Annotated in this window: 27 protein-coding genes, 3 pseudogenes and 1 riboswitch; of the genes and pseudogenes, 11 read left to right on the top strand and 19 right to left on the bottom strand. The window is 37.0% G+C overall.

All coding sequences use genetic code 11. From position 1 onward, the window contains the following. Positions 1-67: 67 nt before the first annotated feature. Together mciZ and AB1279_RS07160 are read left to right on the top strand one after the other, a co-directional pair. Positions 68-196: a Z-ring formation inhibitor MciZ gene (gene mciZ, locus AB1279_RS07165; protein WP_429758276.1), complete on the top strand. Its 129-nt coding sequence runs from the start codon at positions 68-70 to the stop codon at positions 194-196. 53 nt (positions 197-249) lie between these two features. Next, positions 250-1,164, top strand: a complete 915-nt coding sequence (locus AB1279_RS07160) for an aldo/keto reductase (RefSeq protein WP_429758275.1) — start codon at positions 250-252, stop codon at positions 1,162-1,164. Positions 1,165-1,193: 29 nt separating this feature from the next. Here AB1279_RS07160 and AB1279_RS07155 read toward each other — a convergent pair whose 3' ends face one another. Continuing rightward, positions 1,194-2,021 carry an aldo/keto reductase gene (locus tag AB1279_RS07155; RefSeq protein WP_429758274.1) on the bottom strand — a complete coding sequence of 276 codons (828 nt, stop codon included), beginning with the start codon at positions 2,019-2,021 and terminating at the stop codon, positions 1,194-1,196. Between the two features lie 509 nt (positions 2,022-2,530). On the opposite strand from AB1279_RS07155, the gene AB1279_RS07150 reads away from it, so the two are divergent. Then, complete coding sequence (locus AB1279_RS07150) at positions 2,531-3,496, top strand: quinone oxidoreductase family protein (RefSeq protein WP_429761318.1); 966 nt, start codon at positions 2,531-2,533, stop codon at positions 3,494-3,496. 139 nt (positions 3,497-3,635) lie between these two features. On the opposite strand, the gene AB1279_RS07145 is transcribed toward AB1279_RS07150, so the two are convergent. Beyond that, on the bottom strand, positions 3,636-3,896 hold the full coding sequence (locus AB1279_RS07145) for a YqkE family protein (RefSeq protein WP_429758273.1): 261 nt from the start codon (positions 3,894-3,896) through the stop codon (positions 3,636-3,638). Positions 3,897-4,179: 283 nt separating this feature from the next. Continuing rightward, a complete protein-coding gene (locus AB1279_RS07140) occupies positions 4,180-4,635 on the bottom strand; it encodes a ribbon-helix-helix domain-containing protein (RefSeq protein WP_429758272.1) in 456 nt (151 codons plus the stop codon). Positions 4,636-4,817: 182 nt separating this feature from the next. Between AB1279_RS07140 and AB1279_RS07135 the strand changes: the two genes are divergently transcribed. Further along, on the top strand, positions 4,818-5,819 hold the full coding sequence (locus AB1279_RS07135; protein ID WP_429758271.1) for an alpha/beta fold hydrolase: 1,002 nt from the start codon (positions 4,818-4,820) through the stop codon (positions 5,817-5,819). An 81-nt stretch (positions 5,820-5,900) separates the two neighbouring features. Here AB1279_RS07135 and AB1279_RS07130 read toward each other — a convergent pair whose 3' ends face one another. The 3 genes from AB1279_RS07130 to AB1279_RS07120 form a co-directional block, all read right to left on the bottom strand. Further along, positions 5,901-6,845: a LacI family DNA-binding transcriptional regulator gene (locus AB1279_RS07130; RefSeq protein ID WP_429758270.1), complete on the bottom strand. Its 945-nt coding sequence runs from the start codon at positions 6,843-6,845 to the stop codon at positions 5,901-5,903. Between the two features lie 114 nt (positions 6,846-6,959). Continuing rightward, complete coding sequence (locus AB1279_RS07125; RefSeq protein ID WP_429758269.1) at positions 6,960-8,126, bottom strand: cation:proton antiporter; 1,167 nt, start codon at positions 8,124-8,126, stop codon at positions 6,960-6,962. 180 nt (positions 8,127-8,306) lie between these two features. After that, complete coding sequence (locus AB1279_RS07120; RefSeq protein WP_429761317.1) at positions 8,307-8,798, bottom strand: GNAT family N-acetyltransferase; 492 nt, start codon at positions 8,796-8,798, stop codon at positions 8,307-8,309. A gap of 78 nt (positions 8,799-8,876) precedes the next feature. On the opposite strand from AB1279_RS07120, the gene AB1279_RS07115 reads away from it, so the two are divergent. Then, the gene (locus AB1279_RS07115; RefSeq protein ID WP_429758268.1) at positions 8,877-9,803 is read left to right on the top strand and encodes an alpha/beta hydrolase; all 927 of its coding nucleotides are present in this window, start codon (positions 8,877-8,879) and stop codon (positions 9,801-9,803) included. Between the two features lie 8 nt (positions 9,804-9,811). Here AB1279_RS07115 and AB1279_RS07110 read toward each other — a convergent pair whose 3' ends face one another. Together AB1279_RS07110 and AB1279_RS07105 are read right to left on the bottom strand one after the other, a co-directional pair. Further along, a complete protein-coding gene (locus tag AB1279_RS07110) occupies positions 9,812-10,270 on the bottom strand; it encodes a DUF4352 domain-containing protein (protein WP_429758267.1) in 459 nt (152 codons plus the stop codon). A 223-nt stretch (positions 10,271-10,493) separates the two neighbouring features. Next, positions 10,494-10,736 carry a DUF2552 family protein gene (locus AB1279_RS07105; protein WP_336481529.1) on the bottom strand — a complete coding sequence of 81 codons (243 nt, stop codon included), beginning with the start codon at positions 10,734-10,736 and terminating at the stop codon, positions 10,494-10,496. Positions 10,737-10,879: 143 nt separating this feature from the next. On the opposite strand from AB1279_RS07105, the gene AB1279_RS07100 reads away from it, so the two are divergent. Continuing rightward, positions 10,880-11,083, top strand: a complete 204-nt coding sequence (locus AB1279_RS07100; RefSeq protein ID WP_098310653.1) for a CDGSH iron-sulfur domain-containing protein — start codon at positions 10,880-10,882, stop codon at positions 11,081-11,083. 34 nt (positions 11,084-11,117) lie between these two features. On the opposite strand, the gene crcB (AB1279_RS07095) is transcribed toward AB1279_RS07100, so the two are convergent. Together crcB (AB1279_RS07095) and crcB (AB1279_RS07090) are read right to left on the bottom strand one after the other, a co-directional pair. After that, on the bottom strand, positions 11,118-11,471 hold the full coding sequence (gene crcB / locus AB1279_RS07095; RefSeq protein ID WP_429758266.1) for a fluoride efflux transporter CrcB: 354 nt from the start codon (positions 11,469-11,471) through the stop codon (positions 11,118-11,120). Further along, positions 11,468-11,875 (bottom strand): fluoride efflux transporter CrcB, encoded by a 408-nt coding sequence (gene crcB, locus AB1279_RS07090; RefSeq protein WP_429758265.1) that lies wholly within the window; start codon positions 11,873-11,875, stop codon positions 11,468-11,470. The genes crcB (AB1279_RS07095) and crcB (AB1279_RS07090) overlap by 4 nt, the downstream gene beginning before the upstream one ends. Before the next feature lie 167 nt (positions 11,876-12,042). Then, positions 12,043-12,186: riboswitch (FMN riboswitch) on the top strand. Between the two features lie 301 nt (positions 12,187-12,487). Here crcB (AB1279_RS07090) and ribD point away from each other — a divergent pair. Genes ribD through ribH form a run of 4 tightly spaced genes read left to right on the top strand, consistent with a single transcriptional unit; the run spans position 12,488 to position 15,916 of the window. Beyond that, positions 12,488-13,600 carry a bifunctional diaminohydroxyphosphoribosylaminopyrimidine deaminase/5-amino-6-(5-phosphoribosylamino)uracil reductase RibD gene (ribD, locus tag AB1279_RS07085; protein WP_429758264.1) on the top strand — a complete coding sequence of 371 codons (1,113 nt, stop codon included), beginning with the start codon at positions 12,488-12,490 and terminating at the stop codon, positions 13,598-13,600. Further along, positions 13,581-14,225, top strand: a complete 645-nt coding sequence (ribE, locus tag AB1279_RS07080) for a riboflavin synthase (RefSeq protein ID WP_429753974.1) — start codon at positions 13,581-13,583, stop codon at positions 14,223-14,225. The genes ribD and ribE overlap by 20 nt, the downstream gene beginning before the upstream one ends. A gap of 13 nt (positions 14,226-14,238) precedes the next feature. After that, positions 14,239-15,432 (top strand): bifunctional 3,4-dihydroxy-2-butanone-4-phosphate synthase/GTP cyclohydrolase II, encoded by a 1,194-nt coding sequence (locus AB1279_RS07075; RefSeq protein WP_429758263.1) that lies wholly within the window; start codon positions 14,239-14,241, stop codon positions 15,430-15,432. Positions 15,433-15,454: 22 nt separating this feature from the next. Next, positions 15,455-15,916, top strand: coding sequence for a 6,7-dimethyl-8-ribityllumazine synthase (gene ribH, locus AB1279_RS07070; RefSeq protein ID WP_020059455.1), 462 nt, complete (start codon positions 15,455-15,457; stop codon positions 15,914-15,916). A gap of 254 nt (positions 15,917-16,170) precedes the next feature. Here ribH and AB1279_RS07065 read toward each other — a convergent pair. From AB1279_RS07065 to AB1279_RS07030, 8 genes and pseudogenes are all read right to left on the bottom strand, one after another. Continuing rightward, a pseudogene (locus AB1279_RS07065) lies at positions 16,171-16,392 on the bottom strand (hypothetical protein); the annotation flags it as partial. Between the two features lie 217 nt (positions 16,393-16,609). Beyond that, positions 16,610-17,608: a biotin synthase BioB gene (bioB, locus tag AB1279_RS07060; protein WP_429753971.1), complete on the bottom strand. Its 999-nt coding sequence runs from the start codon at positions 17,606-17,608 to the stop codon at positions 16,610-16,612. After that, positions 17,562-18,419: a malonyl-ACP O-methyltransferase BioC gene (gene bioC / locus AB1279_RS07055; protein ID WP_429758262.1), complete on the bottom strand. Its 858-nt coding sequence runs from the start codon at positions 18,417-18,419 to the stop codon at positions 17,562-17,564. Before bioC ends, bioB begins: the two co-directional genes overlap by 47 nt. After that, the gene (locus AB1279_RS07050) at positions 18,385-19,134 is read right to left on the bottom strand and encodes an alpha/beta fold hydrolase (RefSeq protein WP_429758261.1); all 750 of its coding nucleotides are present in this window, start codon (positions 19,132-19,134) and stop codon (positions 18,385-18,387) included. Before AB1279_RS07050 ends, bioC begins: the two co-directional genes overlap by 35 nt. Further along, positions 19,134-20,318, bottom strand: coding sequence for an 8-amino-7-oxononanoate synthase (bioF, locus tag AB1279_RS07045; RefSeq protein WP_429758260.1), 1,185 nt, complete (start codon positions 20,316-20,318; stop codon positions 19,134-19,136). Before bioF ends, AB1279_RS07050 begins: the two co-directional genes overlap by 1 nt. Next, positions 20,284-21,012, bottom strand: coding sequence for a dethiobiotin synthase (bioD, locus tag AB1279_RS07040; protein WP_429761315.1), 729 nt, complete (start codon positions 21,010-21,012; stop codon positions 20,284-20,286). Before bioD ends, bioF begins: the two co-directional genes overlap by 35 nt. Then, positions 21,012-22,391 (bottom strand): adenosylmethionine--8-amino-7-oxononanoate transaminase, encoded by a 1,380-nt coding sequence (gene bioA, locus AB1279_RS07035; protein WP_429758259.1) that lies wholly within the window; start codon positions 22,389-22,391, stop codon positions 21,012-21,014. The genes bioD and bioA overlap by 1 nt, the downstream gene beginning before the upstream one ends. A gap of 123 nt (positions 22,392-22,514) precedes the next feature. Further along, positions 22,515-22,883 (bottom strand): annotated as a pseudogene (locus AB1279_RS07030) (hypothetical protein). A 121-nt stretch (positions 22,884-23,004) separates the two neighbouring features. Here AB1279_RS07030 and AB1279_RS07025 point away from each other — a divergent pair. Further along, positions 23,005-23,312, top strand: a pseudogene (locus tag AB1279_RS07025) (Na+/H+ antiporter NhaC family protein); the annotation flags it as partial. A gap of 17 nt (positions 23,313-23,329) precedes the next feature. On the opposite strand, the gene AB1279_RS07020 reads toward AB1279_RS07025, so the two are convergent. After that, complete coding sequence (locus AB1279_RS07020; protein WP_429758258.1) at positions 23,330-25,528, bottom strand: bifunctional 2',3'-cyclic-nucleotide 2'-phosphodiesterase/3'-nucleotidase; 2,199 nt, start codon at positions 25,526-25,528, stop codon at positions 23,330-23,332. Positions 25,529-25,736: the final 208 nt, after the last annotated feature.

Raw genomic sequence — 25,736 nt, 5'->3', positions numbered from 1 at the left:
CATCTCCTTGTTCTATTTCCTAGTCTTTCTTCATACATTCTATCACATTGAAAGGAGCGAGAAGAAAATGAAAGTGTATATTTTACCAAATCGAGTAACGTTAGTCGGAAAAGCTTGGGAAATCCGTCATATGCTAAAACAATATGAACAACGTTATAAAACTGTTCATGACTGGATTACAAATAAACAAAGGTAAAGTGTTTGTGAAACTCCTTACGCTTTCGTACAATGAAAGCAAGGAGGGTAATTATGAGAACACGTCAATTAGGAAATTCAGATTTATATGTAAGTGAAATTGGACTTGGATGCATGTCACTGGGGACAAATGAAACAGAAGCCATTCGGATTACTCATGAAGCGTTGGATTTAGGCATTAATTTTTTAGATACGGCCGATTTATACAATTATGGATTAAATGAAGAGTTTATCGGAAAAGCACTGCAAGGAAAACGAGAGCAAGTTGTACTTGCTACAAAAGTTGGGAACCGCTGGACAAAAGAAAAAAACGGTTGGTCTTGGGACCCTTCTAAGGCATATATAAAAGAGGAAGTAAAAGAGAGCTTACGCCGATTAAAAACGGATTATATCGATTTATATCAGCTACATGGCGGAACAATTGAAGATAATATTGACGAAGTCATTGAAACATTTGAAGAACTAAAACAAGAAGGAATCATTCGTCATTACGGAATTTCTTCCATCCGTCCTAATGTCATTCGCCAATATGCAGAGCGTTCTAATATAGTAAGTGTTTTAATGGAATATAACATATTAAACCGCCGCCCAGAAGAATGTTTCCCATTCTTGCAAGAACATAATATTAGCGTAATTGCCCGCGGTCCACTCGCAAAGGGCTTATTAACTAGTAACAATGAACAGAAATTAGCTAAAGTGAAAGAAAAAGACTATCTCTCTTACAATTATGATGAAGTAAAACTCATCGTATCTCGTGTGAAAGAAATAACAAATAATCGCTCTCTAACAGAAACCGCGCTTCAATATTGCCTGCATACCCAGGCAACTGCAGCTCTCATTCCAGGCGCAAGTTCAATTGACCAATTACGTGAGAACGTAAAAGCAGGCACTACAAATTCATTGACAGACGAACAATACACACACATTCAAGCAATTGCAAAATTAGATACATATGAATCTCATCGATAAAAAAGGCTACCGAAAAACCGGTAGCTTTTTTACATCGTATCGTATTTCTCTGGATTTGTTCCTGAACGCTTATTACAGTCTAGTTTATCAATTTGTCCTACTTCTTCTTCCGTTAATGAAAAATCGAAAATATGAAAATTCTCTGCAATGCGAGAAGGTGTAACAGATTTCGGAATTGTTACAATCCCACTTTGAATATCCCAGCGTAAAATAACTTGAGCAGGTGTTTTCCCATATTTTTTAGCAATCTCTTGAATAATCGGGTGTTCAAATACCTCTCCGCCTCGCATAAGCGGACTCCATGCCTCCATTTGAATTTGTTCTTGCTGACAAAAATTGCGCAGTTCAAATTGTGCTAACATTGGATGAAGCTCGACTTGATTCACCATTGGTTTAATATGACAATTCGCCAATAAATGTTTTAAATGATGAATATGGAAGTTTGACACACCAATCGCACGTACTTTTCCTTCTTCATACAATTTTTCAAGAGCGCGATATGTATCTACGTACTTTCCGCGTATTGGCCAATGGATTAAATATAGATCCACATAATCCATCTGTAACTTCTTTAAACTTGTTTCGAATGCTTTAAGCGTCGTTTCATATCCTTGTTCATCGTTCCATACTTTTGTTGTAATAAAAAGCTCTTCGCGAGCAATTCCAAATTCACGAATTGCTTCTCCGACACCGCTTTCATTTTCATAAATAGTAGCTGTATCAATTGCACAGTATCCGACCTCTAACGCAGTATGTACCGCTCGTTTTACTTCCTCTCCTTCTTTTGCTTTATATACTCCTAAGCCTAACATTGGCATTTTCACGCCATTATGAAGTGTTGTTGTTGGAATATGCATAAAAAACTCCTCCTTATTAAAATATAGGTTCATCACCATAAATCGGTGGTGACAAAATTAACTCCCTGTTTCTAAGCAAAGGCTCCTCTGATGGTTTGTTTGAACAACAATTACGATACGTGAGTTTTCGGTTGTTTCATATCCTTAAATGTGAAATTATTCAATTTTATAATAACACCCCCTACGGTGATGAACCAAAATATAGTCAAATGTATTTATAATGTAGAAATTTATATAAAATACAATCCGTTTCAACAAGAAAAAAATAAAAAGTCTAAAAAAACGATTTGTTTACATAATCTCGTTATGTTAAAAAATCAAATAAAGTAAACCTTCCAGCTACGGGAGGCTTAACGCCCGTTAGTAGCGAGACAAAATAATTACAATTTCTCTGTATGTTAGCCGATCCTTTCATTACTTCTTTTTTCAAAGAGTAATTCCTTGCTTTCTTCATTCTTTTATCTTACAGTGTAAGCGTAAAACAAAATACACAAAGTAGAGGGAAAATGATGAAAGCTCTTGTATTTGACACATTTGGAGAACCAGAAGTATTACAATATAAAGAAATTCCCAATCCCGTTATTGGACCTAATGACATTCTTGTAAAAATGAAGGCAATTGGTTTAAACTTTGCGGATGTCTATAGAAGAAAAGGAAATTATCACCTTGCTGGCCAACCACCATACATTTTAGGTTACGAAGGCGCCGGAATTGTAGAAATGGTAGGAAATAATGTTACGACCATAAAGCAAGGAGATTCTATTGCATTTGCAGATGTTCCATATGCAAATGCAGAGATCGTAGCAGTTCCAGAGGAGAAAGCAATTCCCCTTCCAAATCATATTTCATATGAAACAGCTGCTTCTATTTTACTGCAAGGTTTAACAGCTCACTACTTAACTCGTGATAGCTATGCAGTAAAAGAAGGAGACATTGTACTCGTACACGCTGCTGCCGGTGGTGTAGGACAGCTTCTTGTACAAATTATCAAATTATTAGGCGGTAAAGTAATTGCCCTTACCTCTTCTATGCAAAAAGCAAAAACTGCCGAAGAAGTTGGCGCAGACTGGGCCTTTTTGTATGAGGATGATTGGAAACAGAAAGTCATGCATGCGACTAACGGAAAAGGTGTAGATGTCGTATATGAATCTGTTGGCTCTACGCTGATGGATAGCTTTGAAGCAACACGTATTGGAGGAACTGTTGTTTTTTACGGAATGGCAGGAGGCGATCCAGCGCCTGTAGACCCGCGCATGCTTATGGATACATCTAAGACGCTAACCGGCGGGGATCTATGGAATGTACTCACTTCTCATAAAGAACGCGTTCTTCGTTCTGAAGAGCTATTTACATGGATTCAACAAGGAAAGATCAAATTATCTGAGCCAGCTACATTTTCCTTAAGCGAAGGAGCAAAAGCACACCATTACTTAGAAAGTAGAAAAAGTACAGGGAAAATTTTATTACTTCCATAAAACAATTATAAAAATAACGTGCCGCATATACGCGGCACGTTATTTTTCCTTCATCCATTCTATAGCTCTTTGCTCCCTATCACGAACAAATGCATCTTTCCCTTTAATATACTGATTAATATCATATGTAAATTGTTTCTTACTTAAAGTCTTTCCATGACAAACTACTTTCACCTAATAATTCTTCAAACGATTTATTTTTTTCACGCTCACGCTGTTCTTTACGCTTTCTCTCTAATTCTGCTTCTTTTTTCTGTTCCTCTTGCTCTTTTAGCTCTTTTTGTTTACTTTTTAGCTGCTTCATTAATGCTTCGTTCAATTGATCTCCAATTGTTACTGTTTCTTTTTCCAACTTCATCCCTGTTTGTTTCTGTGCTTGCTTTTGCTTTTTCTTCGCCATAATCAAATCACCTTTTACTTTTTTCTTTATTATAGTAGAAAATGTAATTTACCAGCAACCACAAGAGCCGCATCCCTATTACTATTAAATTGCTCGAATCCCCATTCCATATGAAGATACAAAACAGTTAATCATCTATAATAGTTATTTATTTTCTATAAATAAATTAGCCGTTAAAATATACAACTTTCATAAACATAAGAAATCAAACTTTTACATGCAGGTCCCCTTTTAGATCTTATTGCCTGCAAATATAAGATAAAAGCGGGAAATCCCGCTTTTATTATCTTTCATGATGTCTTTCTAAATATTCTTTCAGTGCAATTTCTACAAGCTTAGACTTGTGTACACCATTTCTAGCAGAAAAACAATCTAATTGTTCTAGTACTTGTTTAGAAAGAGAAAATGTACGTTTTTTTTTCTCTCCTTGCTCCACAGACGTGATACATATTCCACATTCTCGTTTTTGCAACAACTCATAAATATGTTGCAATTGCTCATAAATGAGGCGCTGATAATCTATTTTTTCCTGTTGTAGACTCACAGCTTCTTTTAATTGTAAATGACGAGGTTCTTCCCCTTCTCCAACAAATACCCTTTTTTTCTGCTCACCATCATATTCATATCCGAGTAATCGTAATTTTTTTGATAGTGCATATGGACTCATTTCCAATCGTTTCGCAACAATCGCTATTGGTTCACGATTATTTAAACGATCAATAATTTCAGCAATTTCCACCTCCTCCCTCCTCTCTATTAAACATAAGATAACGTGAAACTTTCATCACCGGGAGCCTATTGCTTGTTAATGCGGGATAAAGTTATTATGTTATGATACAATAATTTCTTATTAGTATATTTAGTATATGATAAAAATAACAGCACTGTTCAATATATCGCAATCAAAAGGAGGTCGTCCTCATGTTCATTCGCAGCAGCACCCCCTCTTTTTACGATAAAAATAAAGGACACATCGCAAATAGTATTGCTACAATTGAAAATGTTCTTATCAATAATCGCAAACAATCATTACTCATTCGTGGGCAAGATCTCAATCAACCTCTTTTATTATGCTTACACGGTGGACCAGGAATGGCTCAAATTGGCTTTGCACGCCATTTCCAAACAGAACTTGAGAAACATTTTATTGTTGTCAACTGGGATCAGCGCGGAGCGGGAAAATCTTTTTCATGGCGAGATTTCAAAGAACCACTAACAATTGAACAATTCATTTTAGACACACATCAAATAATTGATTATCTTCTAACAAAGTTTCAAAAAAGGAAATTATTCCTTCTTGGGCACTCTTGGGGCAGCATCATTGGATTATTTGCTGCACAGCAATCTCCCCAATACATCGAAGCATATATCGGAGTTGGCCAAATTGTGCATATGAAGCAAAATGAGGAACTGCTTTTTGAACATTTAATTCGATCCGCAAAGCAGCGCGGACATGACAGTGCACTGGCCTCTTTAAAAAAACTTGGAAAGCCTCCATTTTTAGATAAGAGACGACTACTTATCCAAAGGAAATGGCTCGGTATCTTTGGGGGCGCTATTCAAAAGGGGACATTTTTTTCTTTCATTCGAAAAGGGTTTCGATCCCCAGAATATACATGGATAGATTGGATTAAATTTTTTAGTGGAAATATGAAATCCGGAGAATTATGGAGGGAAATGTTGAAGATTGATTTCTTTTCACAAGTTCCAAGCGTTTCATTTCCTGTATATTTTTGTTCTGGACGCTATGACTATCAAACGCCTTATGCACTTGTCCAACAATATTGTGATGTTCTTAACGCACCTATAAAAAAAATGATTTGGTTTCCAAATTCAGCTCATTCTCCAAATTTTGAAGAACATGAACGTTTTGCAGCAACGTTACTTGATATTAAACAAGAACACTTCTTACTGCACCCTTGATTAAGTGAAACTTTCATCAATCAGACTCCTACTACCTACGAGTAACAAAATAGAAAAAAGGTGCGTGTTCTCACGCACCTTTTACTTTGTTGATTCTCTCTCAATTAGAACGAAATCTAAATCAGCTACCTCTTGGTTATATTCCACCTTTTTTATTTTTGCAATTAACTTATGAATAGCAAGTGCTCCTACACTTGTTATCGGGGGAGCAATTGTCGTTAAAGCTGGCGTGGACCACTCTCCTTGTACACTTCCACTCAAGCCAATAACTTGTAAATGTTTCGGAATGGAGATATAAAGTTTTTGGGCAGCACGAATAAAGTCAATTCCTACAATATCGCTACAAGTAACGATTCCATCTATGTATGGATGTTTTTGTAATACCTCCGCAGCTATTTGTTCTGAATCTATCTCTTTCCCATGCATTTCTATAACTCGGTAAGATATCTTCTTCTCCCAAACCGCGTCTAAAAAACCAGTGAAATGTTCTTCCATCGCTTCATTACTTGTATCTTCATGAATATAGGCAAGAAACTGACATCCTTTCTCTTCTAAAACAGAAACAGCTTGTATCGCTGCATTATAATACTGTAAGGCAACCCGCTTGACCGAATCGACAATTACAAACGGAACTGATACTATTTCGTTTTGCAAGCTTTCATATACATCACGTGTCATAATAACACCTGCAATATTATTTTGCTCCAATACATCCATGTAACCACGCTTATGTTTCATATTGCATATAACAATTTGATACCCTTTTTTGTAGGCTTCTTCTTCAATAACTGTAAGTAATGGCAAGGATGCCGGGTCTTGTAAATCAGGTATAAGCAGAGCAATCATCGTAGAAGATTTTTTAAATAGCGCCTTGGCGACCGCATTTGGTTTATATTGCAACTCCTCAATTGCTTTCTTCACTTGCTTAACCGTATCTTCGTGTACATACCCTTTTTCATTTAATACTCGTGAAACTGTTGCGACTGAAACTCCTGCCAACTTTGCAACATCGCGTATCGTTGCCACATCTTCACCCCTCAACATGGAAATGGTTTACAATTTTACCGTAAAGCAAAATAAAGTCTACGTCAAGGTTATTATCGTACATTTCTGAAAATTGTTACATAAAAAAAGAAATGCTTACACAGCACTTCTTTCTTCTTTCAATTGCTTGTCTTTTATCGCAAAAGCTTTCTTCAACATCGGCGGTGTAATCATCGTTGTCAAAATAACAATAATAACAATCGCTGTAAAGTAATCTTGCGCTAATAATCCTGAAGCCAAACCTTGTCCTGCAATAATTAGGGCTACTTCGCCACGTGAAACCATTCCAGATCCAATAATTGTAGAAGACTGAAGATCAAAACCTGTCATACGTGCTCCAAGGCCACAACCAACCAATTTCGTTAAAACAGCAATTACTGTTAAAATGGCGATAAACCAAATTTTATCTCCAATTCCCGCAAACGTAATATTCATTCCAATACTTACAAAGAAAATAGGAACAAACATTGCATAGGCAATTGGTTCAACTTTCTTCTCAACTTCATGTTTATAATCTGTTTGGGAGATAGCAATCCCTGCCGCAAACGCTCCGATAATTCCCGCTATTCCTAATAATTCTCCAAAATAAGCAAAGGAGAAACAAATAATAAGGGCTGCGCTAATAATAGATTCTGACACACGAAGCGGAGAAAGTAAGCGCATAATCATCGGAACACCTTTCCACCCAATCAGGATAATAGCTGCGAAGAAGACAACCTTTTTCAAAATAATCATTGCTAAATTTACATCACCTGCACCTAAGAAACTCATGGCAAATGCAAGTAAAATAACAACGAGGATATCATCAAAAACAGCTGCGCCAAGCATTGTTGTACTTTCGCGCGTTTTCATTTTCCCTAAATCCCGAAGCGTTTGCACAGAGATACTAACGCTAGTTGCACAAAGAAGTAAGCCTAAAAAGACTGCATTTGCTTGCTCCATTCCCATAATCAGACCGGCAACATAGCCACCTAAAAACGGCATAATAATTCCACCAACTGCTACTGCTAAAGAAGAATTGCGATTTTCATTTAGTTCCTTTAAATCCGTTTCTAAACCAGCCATAAACATGAGGAGAATAACCCCAACCTCACTTAATTGCTTCAGTAAATCCGTATTATCAATTAATCCTAATACTGCTGGACCAATCATAATACCAACAATAAGTTTTCCAAGTACAGACGGTTGCCCTAGCCTGACACTTAAGTCACCCGCAAGCTTTGTACTTAGCAAAATTACTGCTAATTGAAAGAAAAATATCATCTCATCTCTCCTTTTCTCATCCTAATCATTAGAATCATTATAATTATATATGATGTATACTAGTCTGTGAAATTATCAAATTAGCACATTTATATAATTATTCCACTCATTTTCTCCCAATAAATTCCTTCAACAAAAAAACTTCCTATTTATAAAATAAGGGCATATATATTAAACTATCTAACCTTTAATCTTACATAACTTTTTTTCAAACTCAATTTCATGTAAGATTGGAATCCCATCATAACCAATAATCGGAATTTCTTGCTTCAGCTTACGAGCTTCTTGCACAGCATCTATATATAAATTTGTCATAGTAAATCCTCGTTTTTGGTAAAATCGAATCGCATTCACATTATCATTTGTCGTAATAAGCCAAACCTTTTCACAAAATTGTTTCTTTGCCGCATCTATTACACACTCTACAAGCCGTGTACCAACCCCTCTTTTTTCTTTGAAACTGTCAAGTGATACAATTTCACAATTTTTATTAACAATATAATATGTGACGATTCCTACTATTCTGTCATTTTTGACTGCAATAAATCCTGGTAATCGATCTAATTGATGGACATGTCCTTTTGAAACCATTACAGTACTTCCCCAATTTTTTTTCATAAATTGACTAATTTCTTCTTGCATCTCTGCTTTTATATTTTGAATTCGCACCATACTCATCTCTCTCACCTTTACATATTATTATGATACAATATAATTGTATCATATGTATTGTAGCTTGGAGGATGGAGTATGAAAGCGTTTTTGAAGGTATTATTAACGATAGTGGGTACTCTTATTGGCATTGGCATTTTCTTCACGAATAAAGTCATGTATTTAAAGAAAAAAACCGAAAAAGAAATTTTAGAACGTGAAACAAAACAGCATTTTCGCTTAGAGGACTTTGAAGCTCTCTCAAAGGAAGAAGTATACCTCTCTTCTCAATTTGGTTATAACATTCATGGTTACTATATTCCTACTAGCGGCCATTCAAATAAGTTCATGATTTTTTGTCACGGCGTAACCGTCAACAAAATGAACTCGGTAAAATATGCGAATTTATTTTTGAACAGAGGATTCAATGTAGTTATTTACGATCATCGTCGTCACGGACAAACAGGAGGAAAAACAACGAGTTACGGCTATTATGAAAAACACGATTTAAAAACGGTAGTAGATTGGCTCAAACAACGATTTGGTTCAAATATTACACTTGGTATTCATGGTGAATCGATGGGAGCTGCGACATTATTACAATATGCAGGTATGGTTGAAGATGGCGCTGACTTTTACATTGCCGACTGTCCATTCTCTGACTTTTATGAGCAGCTTCATTACCGTTTAAAAGTTGAGTTTCATTTGCCAAAGTGGCCTCTTCTACCAATAGCTAACACACTTTTAAAAGTGCGTGATGGTTATACACTTCATGAAATTTCTCCAATTGATTGTGTAAAAAATATTAAAAATCCTGTGTTGTTCATCCATAGTAAAGACGATGAATACATTTTATGCAAGATGACGCAAGCATTGTATGAAGCAAAAGAAGACGCAAAAGAACTCTATATTGCTGAAAAAGGCGCCCATGCTTGTTCATATGCAGAAAATAAAGAGGAATATGAAATGGCAGTTGACCAATTTTTAACAACATACGTAAACGAAACAAAAAACAGGCTTTCATAAGCCTGTTTTTATTTTAGTGAAATAACAATTGGTTCATCTTTAGCAAAGTCGGGAGCAAATAACAATTCAGATTCTACCTCTTCTTTAGGCATTTCAAATACGATGCTCGCTTGCAATGAATCGTATGATTTTAGCCTTCTATCATGCAATATATTTGGATTCCTTTTTGTTTGAAATACCCCATATATTTTTCCAGTCATTGAAATAACATTAAACTGAGCAGGTTTCACAACAATACTTTTGTTTCTATTGTTTTTTAAAGAAAAGTTTATAACAAGAAGCGTGTGGTTTTGTTTCGCAGTCCACACATCATAATGCACTTCACGACTTATATTTTTAATATCAAATTCTATTTGATGGGCGGATAAAACCCCTTTGACACTTGATTTATTAACCTGTTCCTCTCTATTACATCCGGCAATACAAAAGCATATAATGATACTTATTATGCTCAATCGTTTCCGCAACAACTTCCACCTTCTTTGCTGTTTCTATCGGTTGTATGATGTACACAATGCGCATTTTTATGCACATGGAAGATCTAATCTATAAGTAAAAATACAAATGAGTCATCCGCATGATTACATAAAAAAGGCAAACTCATCTCCCTATGAGTTTGCCTTTTTCTTATCTCAGCCAACAGTAAAAATCATTTTATTAGAAACGAATACCTACTAATAGCAGCCTATGTTACGCCAATACGTCTGTAACTTGATCCATATTTTCAGAAATCCATTTTACCGCTTCATCTAGTGATAGGAACTCTGTTGTTTGAAATGTGACTTCATCTTGTAATAACCACACATCTTTCACTTCTTGCTGTACACCAGCAATCGACCAATGAAGTAAGCTGTATGGGTGATTATCGTTTAAAAACGATACCCACGTTCGCTCTTGTGCAATGTTTTGTAATGTACGTAATTGTTTGTTCATGTTTATGTTCACCTTAATATCTTTTCAGTATATAACTTATTATATCATTTCTATTTTCTCACAAAAAGCATTGTTTCTAAACATTGTCAAGTAATTCTAGTAAGTATATGATAGACATAAGCGTTTGGTAAGGAGGTGTAATAATGGAGAAGGTACAAATTAAAGTAAATAATAATGGTTCGTTCCGTATTACAGGGGATGTGGAACTAATCGATGCTGAAGGGAATGTATTTCCAGCTAAACCGGCATTTTCTCTATGCCGTTGTGGATTATCCCAAAATATGCCGTATTGCGATGGTTCACATAAAGGCAAATTTGAATCTGTTGTACGTGCACCGAAAGAATAAAAAACACGCGCACAAGAAAATGTGCGCGTATTTTTTACATGCCCCCAATATAAAAGCCAGCAAAAGCGCAACCAATACCTATTACATTACTCATAACAAAATATAGTAATGCCTTTTGCCCTTCTCGTTTATGTATAAGTTGTATCATTTCTAGTTGATACGTCGAAAACGTCGTGAATGCTCCCATAAACCCTGTACCACATAACAATATCCACATTTTAGCTACTTCAGCACCAAATAACATACCGAGTAAAAATGAGCCAATTATATTTATAAAAAATGTTCCATATGGAAAAGCATTTCCGTACTTTTCTTTCGCTACAGTACTAATAAAAAAACGTGTAATTGCACCGAAAAAGCCCCCGATACTGACAAGTAGAATATTCATATGTTTCCTTCTTCCTTCAACCTGCGTGCATACAGCATATTCCCAGCATAAAATCCACTACAAGCTAAAAGTAATCCCCCAATCATACTTGCGCCCACATATAAAAATGCCATTGTGAATGCTTCATGCTGTAGTAGCTTCAGTGTTTCCACACTAAACGTTGAAAATGTTGTAAACGCCCCAATTATTCCTGTACCAACAGCACTTATCATAAGCGGTGAAACTTGTTTCATCCGAAAAACAGACATCGTTAAAAATGCTAATAAAAAACTACCACTCATATTAGCTAACCATGTTGCTAATGGAAAACCAGCAGAAGATGTTGGTCCAAGCAATTGGCCTACTCCATAGCGAGCCAAAGCTCCAATAATACCGCCTATTCCTACAGCAATATATTTTTTCATACTCTCACCTCGTTTTAAACACGATATAAAACCTTTTCTACACTAGTATAGCAAATTAATCCCGCCGCTAATGCAGCTTTAGCTTCTCCTTTATTTTCATGCAATTCTTCACATTCAAATATTTTTTTATAGCCTTTTGTCTTTTTTGTGCTATAATGTGAGCAAACAGCATCCTTCGGGGTCGGGTGAAATTCCCAACCGGCGGTGATGAAGTTCACACTTCTAAGTCCGTGACCCGTTTTCAAGTTGAAAACGGTGGATCTAGTGAGAATCTAGAACCGACAGTATAGTCTGGATGGGAGAAGGATATGTTTTCTAGTACGTATAATAGGATACAACGTTTATTTCAGCATGTGTATTTGTATTGTTTATTTTTAAACATACACTTGTTTTCTTTCGTATACTATTTGGTTCTCTGCTGAAATAACGGGATAACACTAGCATGTGAAAAATCCGATATTTGCTAAGCTTCTTTTCTATGCAAACATATCAATAATTGCTAGGTTTCTTAAGTATACTCTCGTATCCTTCTTATATTTCTAGAAACATCGTCTCTCTCACCCCAAGGATTATGTCCTTGGGGTTTTTTGATTTTTTAAGAGAGGTGAGTTTATGACAGATCAAGAATATATGGCACTTGCTTTGCAATTAGCAAAAAATACAGCTGGTCAAACAAGTCCTAATCCAATGGTCGGTGCTGTTGTTGTAAAAGATGGAAATATCATTGGAGTAGGAGCTCATTTACGAGCAGGAACTGAACATGCTGAAGTTCACGCTCTACACATGGCGGGTGAAAATGCCCATGGTGCAACAGTATATGTAACGTTAGAACCATGCAGTCATCATGGAAGAACCCCCCCTTGCTGTGATTTACTTATAAAAAAGAACGTAAGCCGAGTAGTCATTGCAGTGCTCGATAGTAATCCGCTTGTTTCAGGTCAAGGTGTCAAGCGTTTACAAGAGGCGGGAATTGACGTAACAATTGGTGTACTCGAAAAAGAAGCAAAAGAATTAAATCGTTACTTTTTTCACTACATGAAAACAAAGCGTCCATTTGTAACATTAAAAACAGCAATGAGTCTCGATGGAAAAATCGCTACTAGTACAGGGGAAAGTAAGTGGATTACAAGTGAATCATCGCGCGCTGATGTACATCGTTATCGTCATACACACGATGCCATTCTCGTTGGTGTAAATACAATCATTACCGATAATCCGCATTTAACAACGCGCCTTGTAAATGGCGGGAAAAATCCGATTCGCATCGTACTTGATACGCATTTGCGAACTCCACTTTCATCTCATGTAATTACAGATGGAGAGGTGCCAACATGGATTGTCGTTGGAAATGACGTTTCCAACGACAAAATTTCAAAATTCCAATCTGATATGGTATCTGTATTGCAAATGAAGACGAGTAACATTGAAATAAACGAACTGGTCGATCTTCTTGGAGAAAAAAATATTCTTTCTCTCTTTGTCGAAGGTGGACAAACTATTCATGCAAGTTTCTTAGAAGCAAAATGTTTTCAGGAACTAATTACGTATATTAGTCCAAAACTAATTGGTGGTAAAGATGCCCCAACATGGTTTGGCGGAAATGGTTTCACAAAACTGCAAGATGCACTTACCTTGCACATTCAATCGATGGAACAAATCGGCGATGATATAAAAGTAGTTGCCACTCCAAGGAAAGAGGTGCTTTATGTTCACAGGAATTGTTGAGGAACTCGGAACAATTGCTAACATGCAACAAACCGGTGAAGCAATGCAACTTACAATTTCGGCACAAACAATTTTGTCAGACGTAAACTTAGGTGACAGTATTGCTGTAAACGGGATATGTTTAACCGTCACTTCTTTTACAACACACTCTTTTACCGTTGATGTCATGCCAGAGACGATGCGAGCAACTTCACTGCAAACTCTTAGCCGCAGTTCAAAAGTAAATTTAGAGCGTGCTATGAGTGCAAACGGCCGCTTCGGTGGACATTTCGTTACAGGGCATATTGACGGTATCGGAACAATTGTTGATAAAAGGCGGAGCTATAATGCCGTATATTACAAAATACAATTACCAAATGAACTACTTCGCTATTGTTTACAAAAAGGATCTGTTGCCATTGACGGTACGAGTCTTACAATTTTTGGTGTTGATGACTCTTCTATCACAATCTCCCTCATTCCACACACGTTAAGTCAGTCAGTAATCGGAGAGAAAACTGTCGGCGATATCGTGAATGTCGAGTGCGATATGATTGGAAAATATATTGAACGTTTTATTACGCAGCCAACACCTAAAAAAAGTTCACTTACAGAAAGCTTTTTACAAGACAACGGATTCCTATAAGGGAGGAAATGAAATGTTTCATCGTATTGAAGAAGCACTAGAAGATTTAAAGCAAGGAAAAGTTGTTATCGTATGTGATGATGAACATAGAGAAAACGAAGGGGATTTTATTGCCTTAGGTGAGTACATTACACCGGAAACAATCAATTTCATGATTACACACGGGCGCGGTCTTGTATGTGTTCCGATTACAGAAGAATATGCCGATCGTTTGGAACTAAAGCCAATGGTTTCAAATAATACAGATTCTCACGGCACTGCCTTTACAGTTAGCATCGATCACATTTCAACAACAACTGGTATTAGTGCTCATGAACGTGCAACAACTGTACGTGAGCTACTAAACCCAAAGGCGAAAGCAAGTGATTTTAAGCGTCCTGGACATATTTTTCCATTAATCGCAAAAGCAGGTGGTGTCCTCCGCCGCGCTGGGCATACAGAGGCTGCTGTAGATTTAGCAACATTATGCGGCGTAGAACCAGCAGGTGTCATTTGTGAAATTATAAATGAAGATGGTACGATGGCACGCGTTCCTAATTTATTAGAGATCGCAAAGCAATTTAATCTCAAAATGATTACAATCGAAGACTTAATTGCATATCGCCGTCATCATGAAACGTTAGTACAGCGTGAAGTGGAAATTACTTTACCAACGGAATTTGGTACATTCCAAGCAATTGGCTACTCCAATTCTCTTGACGATAAAGAACATATCGCTCTTATAAAAGGAGATGTCTCCACAGGTGAACCAACTCTTGTACGCGTCCATTCCGAATGTTTAACTGGCGATGTATTTGGATCTTGCCGCTGCGACTGTGGTCCGCAGCTTCATGCAGCCCTTGCTCAAATTGAACAAGAAGGAAAAGGGGTTCTTCTATACATGCGTCAAGAAGGACGCGGCATTGGACTGCTTAATAAATTACGCGCATATAAGCTGCAAGAAGAAGGTTACGATACTGTAGAAGCAAATGAAAAACTTGGCTTTGCAGCTGATCTTCGCGATTATGGTATAGGTGCACAAATTTTAAAAGATTTAGGATTACAGCAACTTCGTCTTTTAACAAATAATCCTCGTAAAATCGCGGGTTTACAAGGTTATGATCTAGAAATTGTCGAGCGCGTACCGTTGCAAATGCCAACAAAAGAAGAAAATAAGGCATATTTACAAACGAAATCAACAAAATTAGGTCACTTATTAAATTTATAATAGATTAAGGGAGAGATATATTATGGTATTCGAAGGTCATTTAGTTGGTACAGGATTAAAAGTAGGTATTGTCGTTGGTCGTTTTAACGAATTTATTACAAGCAAACTATTAGGCGGTGCATTAGACGGTTTAAAGCGTCATGGAGTAGAAGAAAACAATATTGATGTCGCTTGGGTTCCTGGTGCATTTGAAATTCCATTAATCGCAAAAAAAATGGCAAACAGCGGAAAATACGATGCAGTTATTACACTTGGAACAGTGATTCGCGGTGCAACAACGCATTATGATTATGTTTGTAATGAAGTTGCAAAAGGTGTCGCTTCTCTCTCGTTACAAACAGAAATCCCAGTTATCTTCGGCGTATTAACAACAGAAACAATTGAACAAGCAATTGAACGTGCTGGTACAAAAGCTGGAAATAAAGGCTGGGAATCTGCTGTTGCAGCTATTGAAATGGCAAACCTATCCCGCCAGTGGGCATAAAGTGAAACTTCCTTTTGTGAGGGGCTTTTCCTCACAAGAGGTTAGTTGAACCACTCGGGCTCTTATGGCTGGTTAGGTTTTCTTCCTGCTCTTACTTCTTACCAGCCGTTTGAGCGGGATAAAGTGAAACTTCCTCTTGGGAGGTGCTTTTCCTCACAAAAGGTTAGTTGAACCACTCGGGCTCTTATGGCTAGTTAGGTTTCGAGCAAACAACAAAAAGAGGCTTCGGCCTCTTTTTGTTTTCTTATTTTTTATTTTCTCTGTTCCTCTTGCACAATATGAAGCTCTCTACCCACTTCTTTTAAATCATTTCCCTCTGCTTCAATTCCAAAATGCTCAGCTTGATACTGAAAATGCTGCTCAATTCTCGCTTGCATACCTTTCTGTTCAGGATTTTCAATTGCTTTCACTGGGTCTGCACTAATTGCTTTTAACAAAATAAGAAAGCTCATAACTGCTAATACATATTTATGCATGCAAATCCCTCCAAACCATTGCTAATATCTCTCTTACTATGTACAATTGCGGAGTGGGAAATTCGGTCACGTATTATGGTTATCTTCTTACAAATTGAATGACCATGAGGGTTATATACGTTTTATTACATTTTATTTACAAAAAAGAAAGCTCCTATATCAAGAGCTTTCTTCCTTAATCTTTATTGATTTTTTACAACTACAATCTGTAACTTTATTACAACGCACATTCCTCAATCTCAAATCCTAAATCTTCAATCATTCCCCAATCTGCTGTTGGTTCTTGACCAGCTGTCGTTAAATAATCACCAACAAAGATTGAATTTGCAGCAAATAAACCAAGCGGTTGAACAGAGCGTAAGTTAATTTCACGTCCACCAGAAATTCGAATTTCTTTTGACGGATTCACAAAGCGCATCATTGCTAATACTTTCAAGCACTCTATTGGTGTTAATTCTTTTTGTCCTTCTAACGGCGTTCCATTTACAGCAACAAGGAAATTACATGGGATAGAATCCGCATCTAAGCGTTTTAATTCAAAGGCAATTTCTACACGTTGCTCCTTTGTTTCCCCCATTCCGAAAATAGCACCCGAACATGGTGATATACCCGCATGCTTCGCTTTTTCAACTGTATCAACACGATCGTCGTACGTATGAGTTGAGCAAATACTCTCATAATTATCTACATGCGTATTTAAATTGTGATTGTAACGATGCACACCGGCTTCTGCAAGACGCTCTGCTTGATCTTCATTTAAAAAGCCTAAACAACAGCAAATCTTCAAATCAGTTGTATCACGGATTTCTTTTACTGCTCCAATGACATGTTCTACTTCTTTATTAGTTGGACGGCGACCGGAAGCAACAATACAATATGTACCTGCCTTACGGCGAACCGCTTCATGTGCACCTTCTACAATCTTCTCTTGCGTTAACCAAGCATACTTATCAATTGGAGCCTCTGATACGATTGATTGGGAACAATATCCACAATCTTCTGGACATAAACCAGACTTCGTATTAATAATCATATTTAGTTTTACTTTTTTTCCAAAATAATGGTGACGAATCACGTACGCAGCATTCATAATTTCTAAAATTTCTTCATCATTTGCTTGCAATATATTTAGTGCTTCTTCTTTCGTTACAGCTCGTCCTTGCACTACCTCAGATGCGATTTGCTTCCAATTTGTTTTCGTTTGTACATGTTTCATTTGTTCTCTTCCCCTCTTTTTTCATATAAGAAAATAAAGCATGATATGTTGCTGCAATTCTTCCATCTTCCATAAAATCTTGTTCATATATGCGAAGCATACTACGAAAAATGGAAGGACTTTGGCAATAAGATCCTTCGTTACTGTTCGTAGCCCCAACTTTACGAATGGATTGTAAAAACTCACGAACTGTAGCGAAAGTTTCTATGTAACATGTTTCAGCAACATGTATATCCCCTGTTATTCTTTTACATAATCCTTGCAACTGCTGTCCTGTTAAAAAGGTTTGACCAACAGCTGTTCCATCCTCTATTGCACATGCTATTTTTGCACGTTGAAATGACGTATGCAGCTCATGAAACGTTTTATATCCAAATGTTGAAAACAGCAGCACACCATCTTCACATAAATTTTTATATAAATTCGCTAATACAGCTGATAATTCATTTAACCATTGAAACGTTGCATTAGATATCATCACATCATATTTTTCATAAAGTTTAATATGTTCAATGTCTTCACATCGAAATGTAACAGACTCCATATTGCAATGCATTTTTGCTTTCGCAATCATGCTTTCTGCAAAATCAACAGCTGTAATCGTCGCATTCGGAAAAAATGTCGCTAGTTTCTCTGTTACATAACCTGTGCCGCATCCAAGCTCTAAAATATGAATTTGCGCCGCTGCATCGTAATGTTCTTTCATATAAGCAAGCAGCTGGTCTGCCATCTTTTTTTGTACATTTGCATATTGATCATAGGATACAGCAGCTTGATTAAATCGTTTTTGTAATAACGTTTTGTTGATCATTTTGTTGTATCCCCCTTACAAACTGTAGAATTTCTTTAGCACATCGTTCTGCATGTGTAAAACAAAGTGCATGTCCAGCTTCTTCTATAATCGTTAGCAATGCATTTGTTTTTTCATTTATATATTGTGCTGCAGACAGAGGACAAATGGCATCAGCCTCTCCGTGAAGAAGTAATAACGGAATATCTATTTGCTCCAGCTGTTCTCTAGCATCTGTTTCTATTAAGTAATCAAGTCCACATTGCAAAGAATAAATTGAATCACCTTGAAACTGCTCAGCTACTTTTAAAAATGCAATTTGCTCTCCAATTTCCTGCTCCGTCTTTGAAAACATGCTTACATAAAATCGTTTCAAGGTAGCATCTTTTTGATTGAGAAGGCTTCGCTTCATTCTTTCAACAAAAGACCCTTTCCATCCATGTACATAATCGGAGTCTATTGTAAATTTCGCTGTTCCTCCTAACAAAACAATCCCTTTCGTTTGCAATGAATCATACACTTGAAGAGCTGCCAACGCCCCAAGTGACCAACCAACTAAAATCACTTCTTTATCTTTAGCTATCTCTATAATTCGTTGCCTGAAATCCTTTTGGTCTTCAGCGTTCCGCCAATGAACAATATGTACTGGAAATTCATGTAAATACGGAAAGAATGATTCCCAAACTTGCTCTTCCATGCCCCATCCAGAAATGAGCACAAGACTAAGTTGCTTCATCAAATCACTCCTTCTTCCTTTCCAATTTGTACAATCCGCTGTGCTGCCCATTGTAGATCATCATTCGTATGCTGCGCCGTCACAGCAAACCGAATGCGTGAACTATACTGCGGAACAGTAGGTGGTCGAATGGCAATTGCCGCTATCCCTGCTTCTTGTAATTTCATACTGAAACGAAGCACTGCTTCATTAGAACTCACGATAACAGGAACAATATGCGTAGTGCTGTCTCCGATATGAAAACCGGCCTCTTGCAACGCAGTGCGAAAATATCCGCCATTTTCTATTAACCTTTGACGATATGTTCCATCTTTGCTTACAATCTCAATTGCTTTTCCGATTGCTCCAAGCGTTCCTGGAGGTAAAGCAGTTGTAAAAATAAAACCACGCATAGTATTAATCATATAATCGATACAAACAGCACTTCCGGTAATATAAGCACCATAACAGCCCAGCGCCTTACTAAATGTACCCATATGAATATCTATTCGCTTTGCTAACTCTGGATGGTTATGAGCAAGGCCTGCTCCATTCTTGCCGTATACTCCGCCAGCATGCGCCTCATCAACCATAAGAAGCGCTCCGTACTTTTCTTTCAGTATTACTAGATTCTCTAGATGAGCCATATCCCCATCCATGCTAAAAATAGTATCTGTAACGATAAGCTTTCGTTTTTCTGCTGGAGCAGATTTCAGCAATCTCTCTAAATGTTCCAAATCATTATGACGATAGCGCTTATGCTCTGCACCGCTTAATACAATGCCATCTACAATACTTGCATGATTGAGCTTATCGCTAAACACAATATCATGCCTACCTACAAGTGAAGAAATTGCTCCAACATTTGCCGTGTAGCCGCTATTCACAATTAGTGCTTTTTCAGTTTCTTTCCATGCACATATTCGTTGTTCAATTTCTTCATATAACGGATAGTTACCTACAACAAGACGGGACGCCGTTGCTCCGGTCCCATATCTTTTTGTTGCTTCCACTGCCGCTTCTTTTAACTGTTCATCTCCAGCTAATCCTAAGTAATTATTTGAGGCTAAATTTAGCATCCTCTTTCCATTTCGAACGAGCCACGTTTTTTCTGCGTGTTCCGTCACGAATAATGTTCGGTGTTGTGATGTTTCTGTAAGACTCGTTAATTTAGACTGAAAATGTGCTTCCCACACTGGATTCATGGCGTAAAAACTCCTCTAACCTTGAGATAGCAATGCTCTCTTCTGCTGCTTGTAATAATTCTTTTCGCGTAAAGCCCTCACGAAGCGCTGGTAATAATCCAATAACCGGTACGTCACTTAACTCTTCAATCATTTTTTTATTTTCTAGCACTCTCTCTTTTTCATTTTGTTGGCATCCGGAAAAAATAACACCTGCGACTAATAGACCGTGTGCTTTTGCATAAGAAATAGTTAAGACAGTATGATTCACTGTACCAAGTGTTGGCCTTGCCACAATAAGCAATGGTAGTTGCAGTTGTTTCGCAAAATCTACAACAAGGGCATCGTCTGTGTAAGGAACTACAAGTCCGCCAGCACCTTCTACAAATAAAGAGTCAAATTGTTTTGATAATTCTTCGTAATGACTTGTAATATCTGATAATAATACTTGTCGCCCTGCCCGCTTCATTGCTAGACGAGGCGCAAGCGGTTCCTCAACTGAGTAAGGACAAATCTCTTCGCATGATATTGTTACACCGGCAGCTGCTTTCAACCGAGCAGCATCACCTTCTGGATGGGAAGAAAGGTGACCGCTTTGCAATGGTTTATAGACACCGATATTATATCCACGTTGACGAAGCACACCTGCTAATGCACCTGTTACAACCGTTTTACCAACTTCAGTATCAGTTGCTGTTACAAAGAAACCACTCATCATTCACCCTCCGTTACCTCCTGAATTGCTTGATGTAAAATCATAATCATATCATCAAGTTCTTCTATTGTAGAAGCGAGCGGCGGCATAAATACAACAACATTTCCTAACGGACGAAGAATCATACCTAAATCACGTGCTCTTCTACAAACCTTCACACCCATTCGCTCCTGCCAAGAATATCCTTCTTTCGTTTCTTTGTTTTGTACGAGCTCAAGGCCAACCATAAAACCACGCTGACGAATATCTCCCACATGTTTACATTCATGAAAAACTTCTAACCGTTTTGCGATGTATTCTGCTTTATGAGCAACAGCCTCTATAAGATTTGTAGTTTCAAATAATTTCAAATTCGCAAGTGCTACTGCACAACCTAGTGGATTCCCTGTATAACTATGACCATGGAAAAACGTTTTTTGCTCCTCATAGTCACCTAAAAATGCATTATAAATTTCATCTGTTGTTACTGTAATTGCAACCGGTAAATATCCTCCTGTTAAACCTTTTCCAGCCGTTAAAATATCCGGTGTAACGCCCTCATGTTCACATGCAAACATTTTACCCGTTCTTCCAAATCCAGTGGCTACTTCATCTGTAATAAGAAGAACATTGTAAGCTGTACAAAGTTCTCGCAATCCTTTTAAATAGCCCTCTGGCATGGTAATAATGCCGCTCGCTCCTTGTACAAGAGGTTCTACAATAACAGCTGCTACTTCCTCGTGATTTTGTCGCAACAACTTTTCCATTTCTTCTAAATGTTTTTTCACAATAACTTGATGATTTTCCCCATAAGGAGAACGATATGTATACGGATATGGTACTTTTAACGTATCAAATAGAAGTGTACTATACACTTGGTGAAACATATCAATAGCTCCAACAGATACCGCTCCAATTGTGTCACCATGATACGCTTCTTTCATCGTAATAAACTTTTTCTTTTCAGGTTTTCCTTTATGCTGCCAATATTGAAATGCCATTTTAATTGCAATCTCAACCGATGTGGCACCAGAATCAGAATAAAAAACTTTCTTCAGTCCATTTGGTACAATTTCAATAATTTTTTCGGCTAACAAAATACTTGGTACATTCGCAATACCTAGCAATGTAGAGTGTGCTATTTTATTTAATTGCTCACGAATAGCGTCATCTAGCTCTTGTACATGATGGCCGTGAACATTGAGCCAAATGGAAGACACACCATCCCAGTAGCCTTTTCCATTCACATCGTATAATTTTCTTCCTTCTCCTCGTTCAATAATGACGGGATCATCCTCCAAGTAATCTTTCATTTGGGTAAATGGATGCCACACATAGGCCTTATTTTTTTGAGCTAGTTCCTCATATGTAAAAGTTTGATCAATACTCCTTACAGTCATGATTGTCACCTCTAATGTTAACTTATTTTAATTTAAAGTTAACATTAGAGGTGAAACACTGTCAATTCTTTTTCAAACAATAATATTCTCAAAAAAGAACAGCTTATCAAATGATAAGCCTCCCTATTTACTGTGCTGGATTTTACCAATCTCCTGAATTAATTGTTCATCTATTTTGCCTTCTATTTCAATTCCTAGCTCTTTTGCATACTCTCAAAGAAGCTCTTGGCGCTTTTTAGAACGCACTGCATCTATTTCTTTTCAAATCTGTTCTTTTGTTTTCCCTTCTGTAGAAACTCCTAATTTATTAGCTGTTTTATGCATTTTCTCTTCTTCACTTATGCTCTTTTCTTTTTTACTTTGTTGTATCGTTTCTTTCGGTCTTTCAGCACTTGTCTTTATTAAATTAGGAGATACCGCAACCGCTTTATAAATTCCAGAACCGCCGACGACTATGAACACCATAGAAACAATTATTATTTTCATCTTCATATTTTCTCCTTCCCTCATGTTCATTATAACGAACAATCATTATAATTTGTGTTAATTTTCTTTATATTATTCCTATCGTATACATTTAAAAATAACTATCGACATTCTTCTCTTATTTATAATAAAAATTAACTTTTTACTCGGTGAACAATACTTATCAATTATCTTACCCGGTCAAGCATTTGCAGAAAAATACGATGAGCTGGGATTAAAACGTCGCAATCTATCACGTGTATTAGAAGATGCCGGTACAGTTATTAATTCGCTCGTACTGTGGGTAGTGGTGTATTTCTCGCAAGTGTCCTAAAAGTACCAACAATGAGCTACCTTCCATACACCGTTTTCTGTTTACTTTGTCCAATCATCACTTTACTTGTTGGATTCACAGGCATTAGCCTTTCATGGAATAAAGAACAGTCCGCTGCTTAGCAGTGGACTGTTCTTTATTATTTATTTAATTTCTTTCTTCTAAATAGTGCTAGCGCACCTGCACCAATACATGCTAGTCCTGCTGCTAATGTCGTAAACACATTCGTTCCTGTATTTGGCAAGCTATGATCTGTTTTGTCTTGATCTTGGACTGAATCTACTGTTGTTGATTTCTCTTCGCCATTCTTATTATCTTCTGGTGTTTTCGGCTGATCTCCACCGTTATTATGATCTGGCGGCGTTGTTGGTTTATCATTCTCGTTATCTCCACCAGTTGATTCATTCTTTTTCGTTAAATCAATTGCGTATTTTGCAAATTCATTTTCTGATGGACCAACATAAGAAATATTCCCGTCTTTTTCTATATATTTTTGGGCGTTCGGAGAAGAATCAAATGTGACATTCAATTTCTCACCGGTAACTGTTTTAAACGTCCAGTTTTTATCGGCTGTTGGGTTAATTGTTTTCATTTGTTTCATATATTCTACAATAATTTGACGCGTTTCATCAGGAGATTGCAAAATTACTTCTCCTTTACTTACACCTGGGAATGTTTGACTGCTACCACGGTAATTATTTGTTGCTACAACAAACTCTTGATTGTCTGTTACTGGTTTTCCATCATACGTTAAGTTCACAATACGATTGGCAGCTTCATTTACAACTTTTCCATCTTTGTCAAACTTAGCTGGCTGCGTTACATCAATTTCATATTTAACACCATCTAATACATCGAAATTATATGTTGGATAATTTATATTTACTAATTTTTGCTCATCTGTTTTACTTGGATCAATTTGGTTAAATTGACCAGCAGACATCTCTAACCAATCTTTCAACTGAGCACCATTTATCTTCACTGCATATAATGTATTTGGATATACGTATAAGTCCGCAACGTTTTTAATTGCAAGCGTTCCAGCCGGAATATCTGTATAATATGTAGATCCGTTACGTCCACCTGCTTTAAAAGGTGCACCCGCCGATAAAATTGGCATACCTTCAAATTTTGTCCCCTTCATCTTCTGCTCTGTATACCACTTTTGTGCATTTGTTACAATTTGAACAGATGGATCATCTTGTACAAGCGCAAAATAACTATTGATTGGTGCTGTTGTTTCACCAACTGGTGTATTCACATATTTAATTGTCGCTTCATGATCATCTTTCACTGCTTCTACTAAAGATTTATCTGATTCTACTAAAGCGTTTCCTTTACTATCTGCAATTGGACGAACAGAAGGTTTAGATTTATCTTTTTGCACTTCCCATTTTCCATTAACTTGCTTCAATTCCATATCAATAATTCCTAAGTTACTCCCAAAAACACCAGGCATTACAACCGGAACACCATTAAATGTATCAGTTACAACCGCATGGGAATGTCCTGTTAATACCGCATCGACACCTGGAAGATTCGTTAAATAGAACGAAGCATTTTCCATTCCAATATTGTATCCACTCTTATCAATACCAGAGTGGGCCAATGCAACAATAATATCTGCACCTTCAGCTTTCATTTTTGGAACCATTTTTTTCGCTGTCTCTACAATATCTTTCGCTTTTACTTTTCCTTCTAAATTTGCTTTATCCCAGCTCATAATTTGCGGTGGAACAAAGCCCATTACACCAATTTTTACTTTATGTTTCTGACCGGACTCATCTTCTACCTCTTTTTCAAATATATGATACGGTTTGAAGTAATTTTGGTCATTTTCTTCATTACTATCTTTGTCATCTTTATATACATTAGAGTTAATTACAGGAAACTCTGTTTTGCTAATCGCTTTGTTTAAGAAGTCTAAACCATAGTTAAACTCGTGGTTTCCAAGAGAAATAACGTCATACTTCATCATGTTCATTAAACGATATAATGGATGCACATAGTTTCCATCTAGCCCTTTTACTTTTGCTACATAATCGCCAAGCGGTGTTCCTTGCAGTGCGTCTCCATCATCAAATAAAACAGAGTTTTTTGATTCTTCCCTCGCTTGCTTCACAAGAGTCGCTGTTTGAACTAATCCTACTTTATTATCTGTTTTTGTTTGATAGTAATCATAATTCATTAAGTTTACATGAATATCAGAAGTTTCTAATATTCTTAGTTTTACAGTACTTTCCTCCCCCTCTGCATATGCAGGTGTAGGCCATACTTGCGGAGCAATCACTCCCATTGCAAGTGCAGCACCAGCTAACGTTTTTGTCGATTTTTTCACATAAAATCCCCCTTGTAAAATAATCCCATGCGACTAAATAGAATAATAGTGTGTATCCCTTCACACCGTCAAATTCTGAAAGAAGTTAGGTGTCTTACTTCTTCTGAGAACATAATAAATCTACCTGTCTGACATCTATCATAACGAACAGGAATTTATATCGTCAATGTAATTTGACAGATTTCTACAAATCTTCCGTAAAAATAAT

Origin of the sequence: Bacillus sp. S14(2024), assembly GCF_050473785.1 — a bacterium.
GTDB lineage: Bacteria > Bacillota > Bacilli > Bacillales > Bacillaceae_G > Bacillus_A > Bacillus_A yunxiaonensis.
This window is presented reverse-complemented; position numbering and strand designations above follow the sequence as displayed.

Excerpts from the sequence above, each read along its gene's own strand:
- bioA (WP_429758259.1), bottom strand. The coding sequence starts at position 22,391 with ATGACTGTAAGGAGTATTGATCAAACTTTTACATATGAGGAACTAGCT.
- AB1279_RS07115 (WP_429758268.1), top strand. The coding sequence starts at position 8,877 with ATGAAAGCGTTTTTGAAGGTATTATTAACGATAGTGGGTACTCTTATT.
- ribD (WP_429758264.1), top strand. The coding sequence starts at position 12,488 with ATGACAGATCAAGAATATATGGCACTTGCTTTGCAATTAGCAAAAAAT.
- AB1279_RS07100 (WP_098310653.1), top strand. The coding sequence starts at position 10,880 with ATGGAGAAGGTACAAATTAAAGTAAATAATAATGGTTCGTTCCGTATT.
- AB1279_RS07120 (WP_429761317.1), bottom strand. The coding sequence starts at position 8,798 with ATGGTGCGAATTCAAAATATAAAAGCAGAGATGCAAGAAGAAATTAGT.
- AB1279_RS07135 (WP_429758271.1), top strand. The coding sequence starts at position 4,818 with ATGTTCATTCGCAGCAGCACCCCCTCTTTTTACGATAAAAATAAAGGA.
- AB1279_RS07150 (WP_429761318.1), top strand. The coding sequence starts at position 2,531 with ATGAAAGCTCTTGTATTTGACACATTTGGAGAACCAGAAGTATTACAA.
- bioC (WP_429758262.1), bottom strand. The coding sequence starts at position 18,419 with ATGATCAACAAAACGTTATTACAAAAACGATTTAATCAAGCTGCTGTA.
- AB1279_RS07105 (WP_336481529.1), bottom strand. The coding sequence starts at position 10,736 with ATGAACAAACAATTACGTACATTACAAAACATTGCACAAGAGCGAACG.
- AB1279_RS07075 (WP_429758263.1), top strand. The coding sequence starts at position 14,239 with ATGTTTCATCGTATTGAAGAAGCACTAGAAGATTTAAAGCAAGGAAAA.
- bioB (WP_429753971.1), bottom strand. The coding sequence starts at position 17,608 with ATGAAACATGTACAAACGAAAACAAATTGGAAGCAAATCGCATCTGAG.
- AB1279_RS07155 (WP_429758274.1), bottom strand. The coding sequence starts at position 2,021 with ATGCATATTCCAACAACAACACTTCATAATGGCGTGAAAATGCCAATG.
- ribH (WP_020059455.1), top strand. The coding sequence starts at position 15,455 with ATGGTATTCGAAGGTCATTTAGTTGGTACAGGATTAAAAGTAGGTATT.
- AB1279_RS07050 (WP_429758261.1), bottom strand. The coding sequence starts at position 19,134 with ATGAAGCAACTTAGTCTTGTGCTCATTTCTGGATGGGGCATGGAAGAG.
- AB1279_RS07160 (WP_429758275.1), top strand. The coding sequence starts at position 250 with ATGAGAACACGTCAATTAGGAAATTCAGATTTATATGTAAGTGAAATT.
- crcB (WP_429758265.1), bottom strand. The coding sequence starts at position 11,875 with ATGAAAAAATATATTGCTGTAGGAATAGGCGGTATTATTGGAGCTTTG.
- bioF (WP_429758260.1), bottom strand. The coding sequence starts at position 20,318 with ATGAATCCAGTGTGGGAAGCACATTTTCAGTCTAAATTAACGAGTCTT.
- AB1279_RS07125 (WP_429758269.1), bottom strand. The coding sequence starts at position 8,126 with ATGATATTTTTCTTTCAATTAGCAGTAATTTTGCTAAGTACAAAGCTT.
- mciZ (WP_429758276.1), top strand. The coding sequence starts at position 68 with ATGAAAGTGTATATTTTACCAAATCGAGTAACGTTAGTCGGAAAAGCT.
- crcB (WP_429758266.1), bottom strand. The coding sequence starts at position 11,471 with ATGAATATTCTACTTGTCAGTATCGGGGGCTTTTTCGGTGCAATTACA.
- AB1279_RS07145 (WP_429758273.1), bottom strand. The coding sequence starts at position 3,896 with ATGGCGAAGAAAAAGCAAAAGCAAGCACAGAAACAAACAGGGATGAAG.
- bioD (WP_429761315.1), bottom strand. The coding sequence starts at position 21,012 with ATGAGTGGTTTCTTTGTAACAGCAACTGATACTGAAGTTGGTAAAACG.
- ribE (WP_429753974.1), top strand. The coding sequence starts at position 13,581 with ATGTTCACAGGAATTGTTGAGGAACTCGGAACAATTGCTAACATGCAA.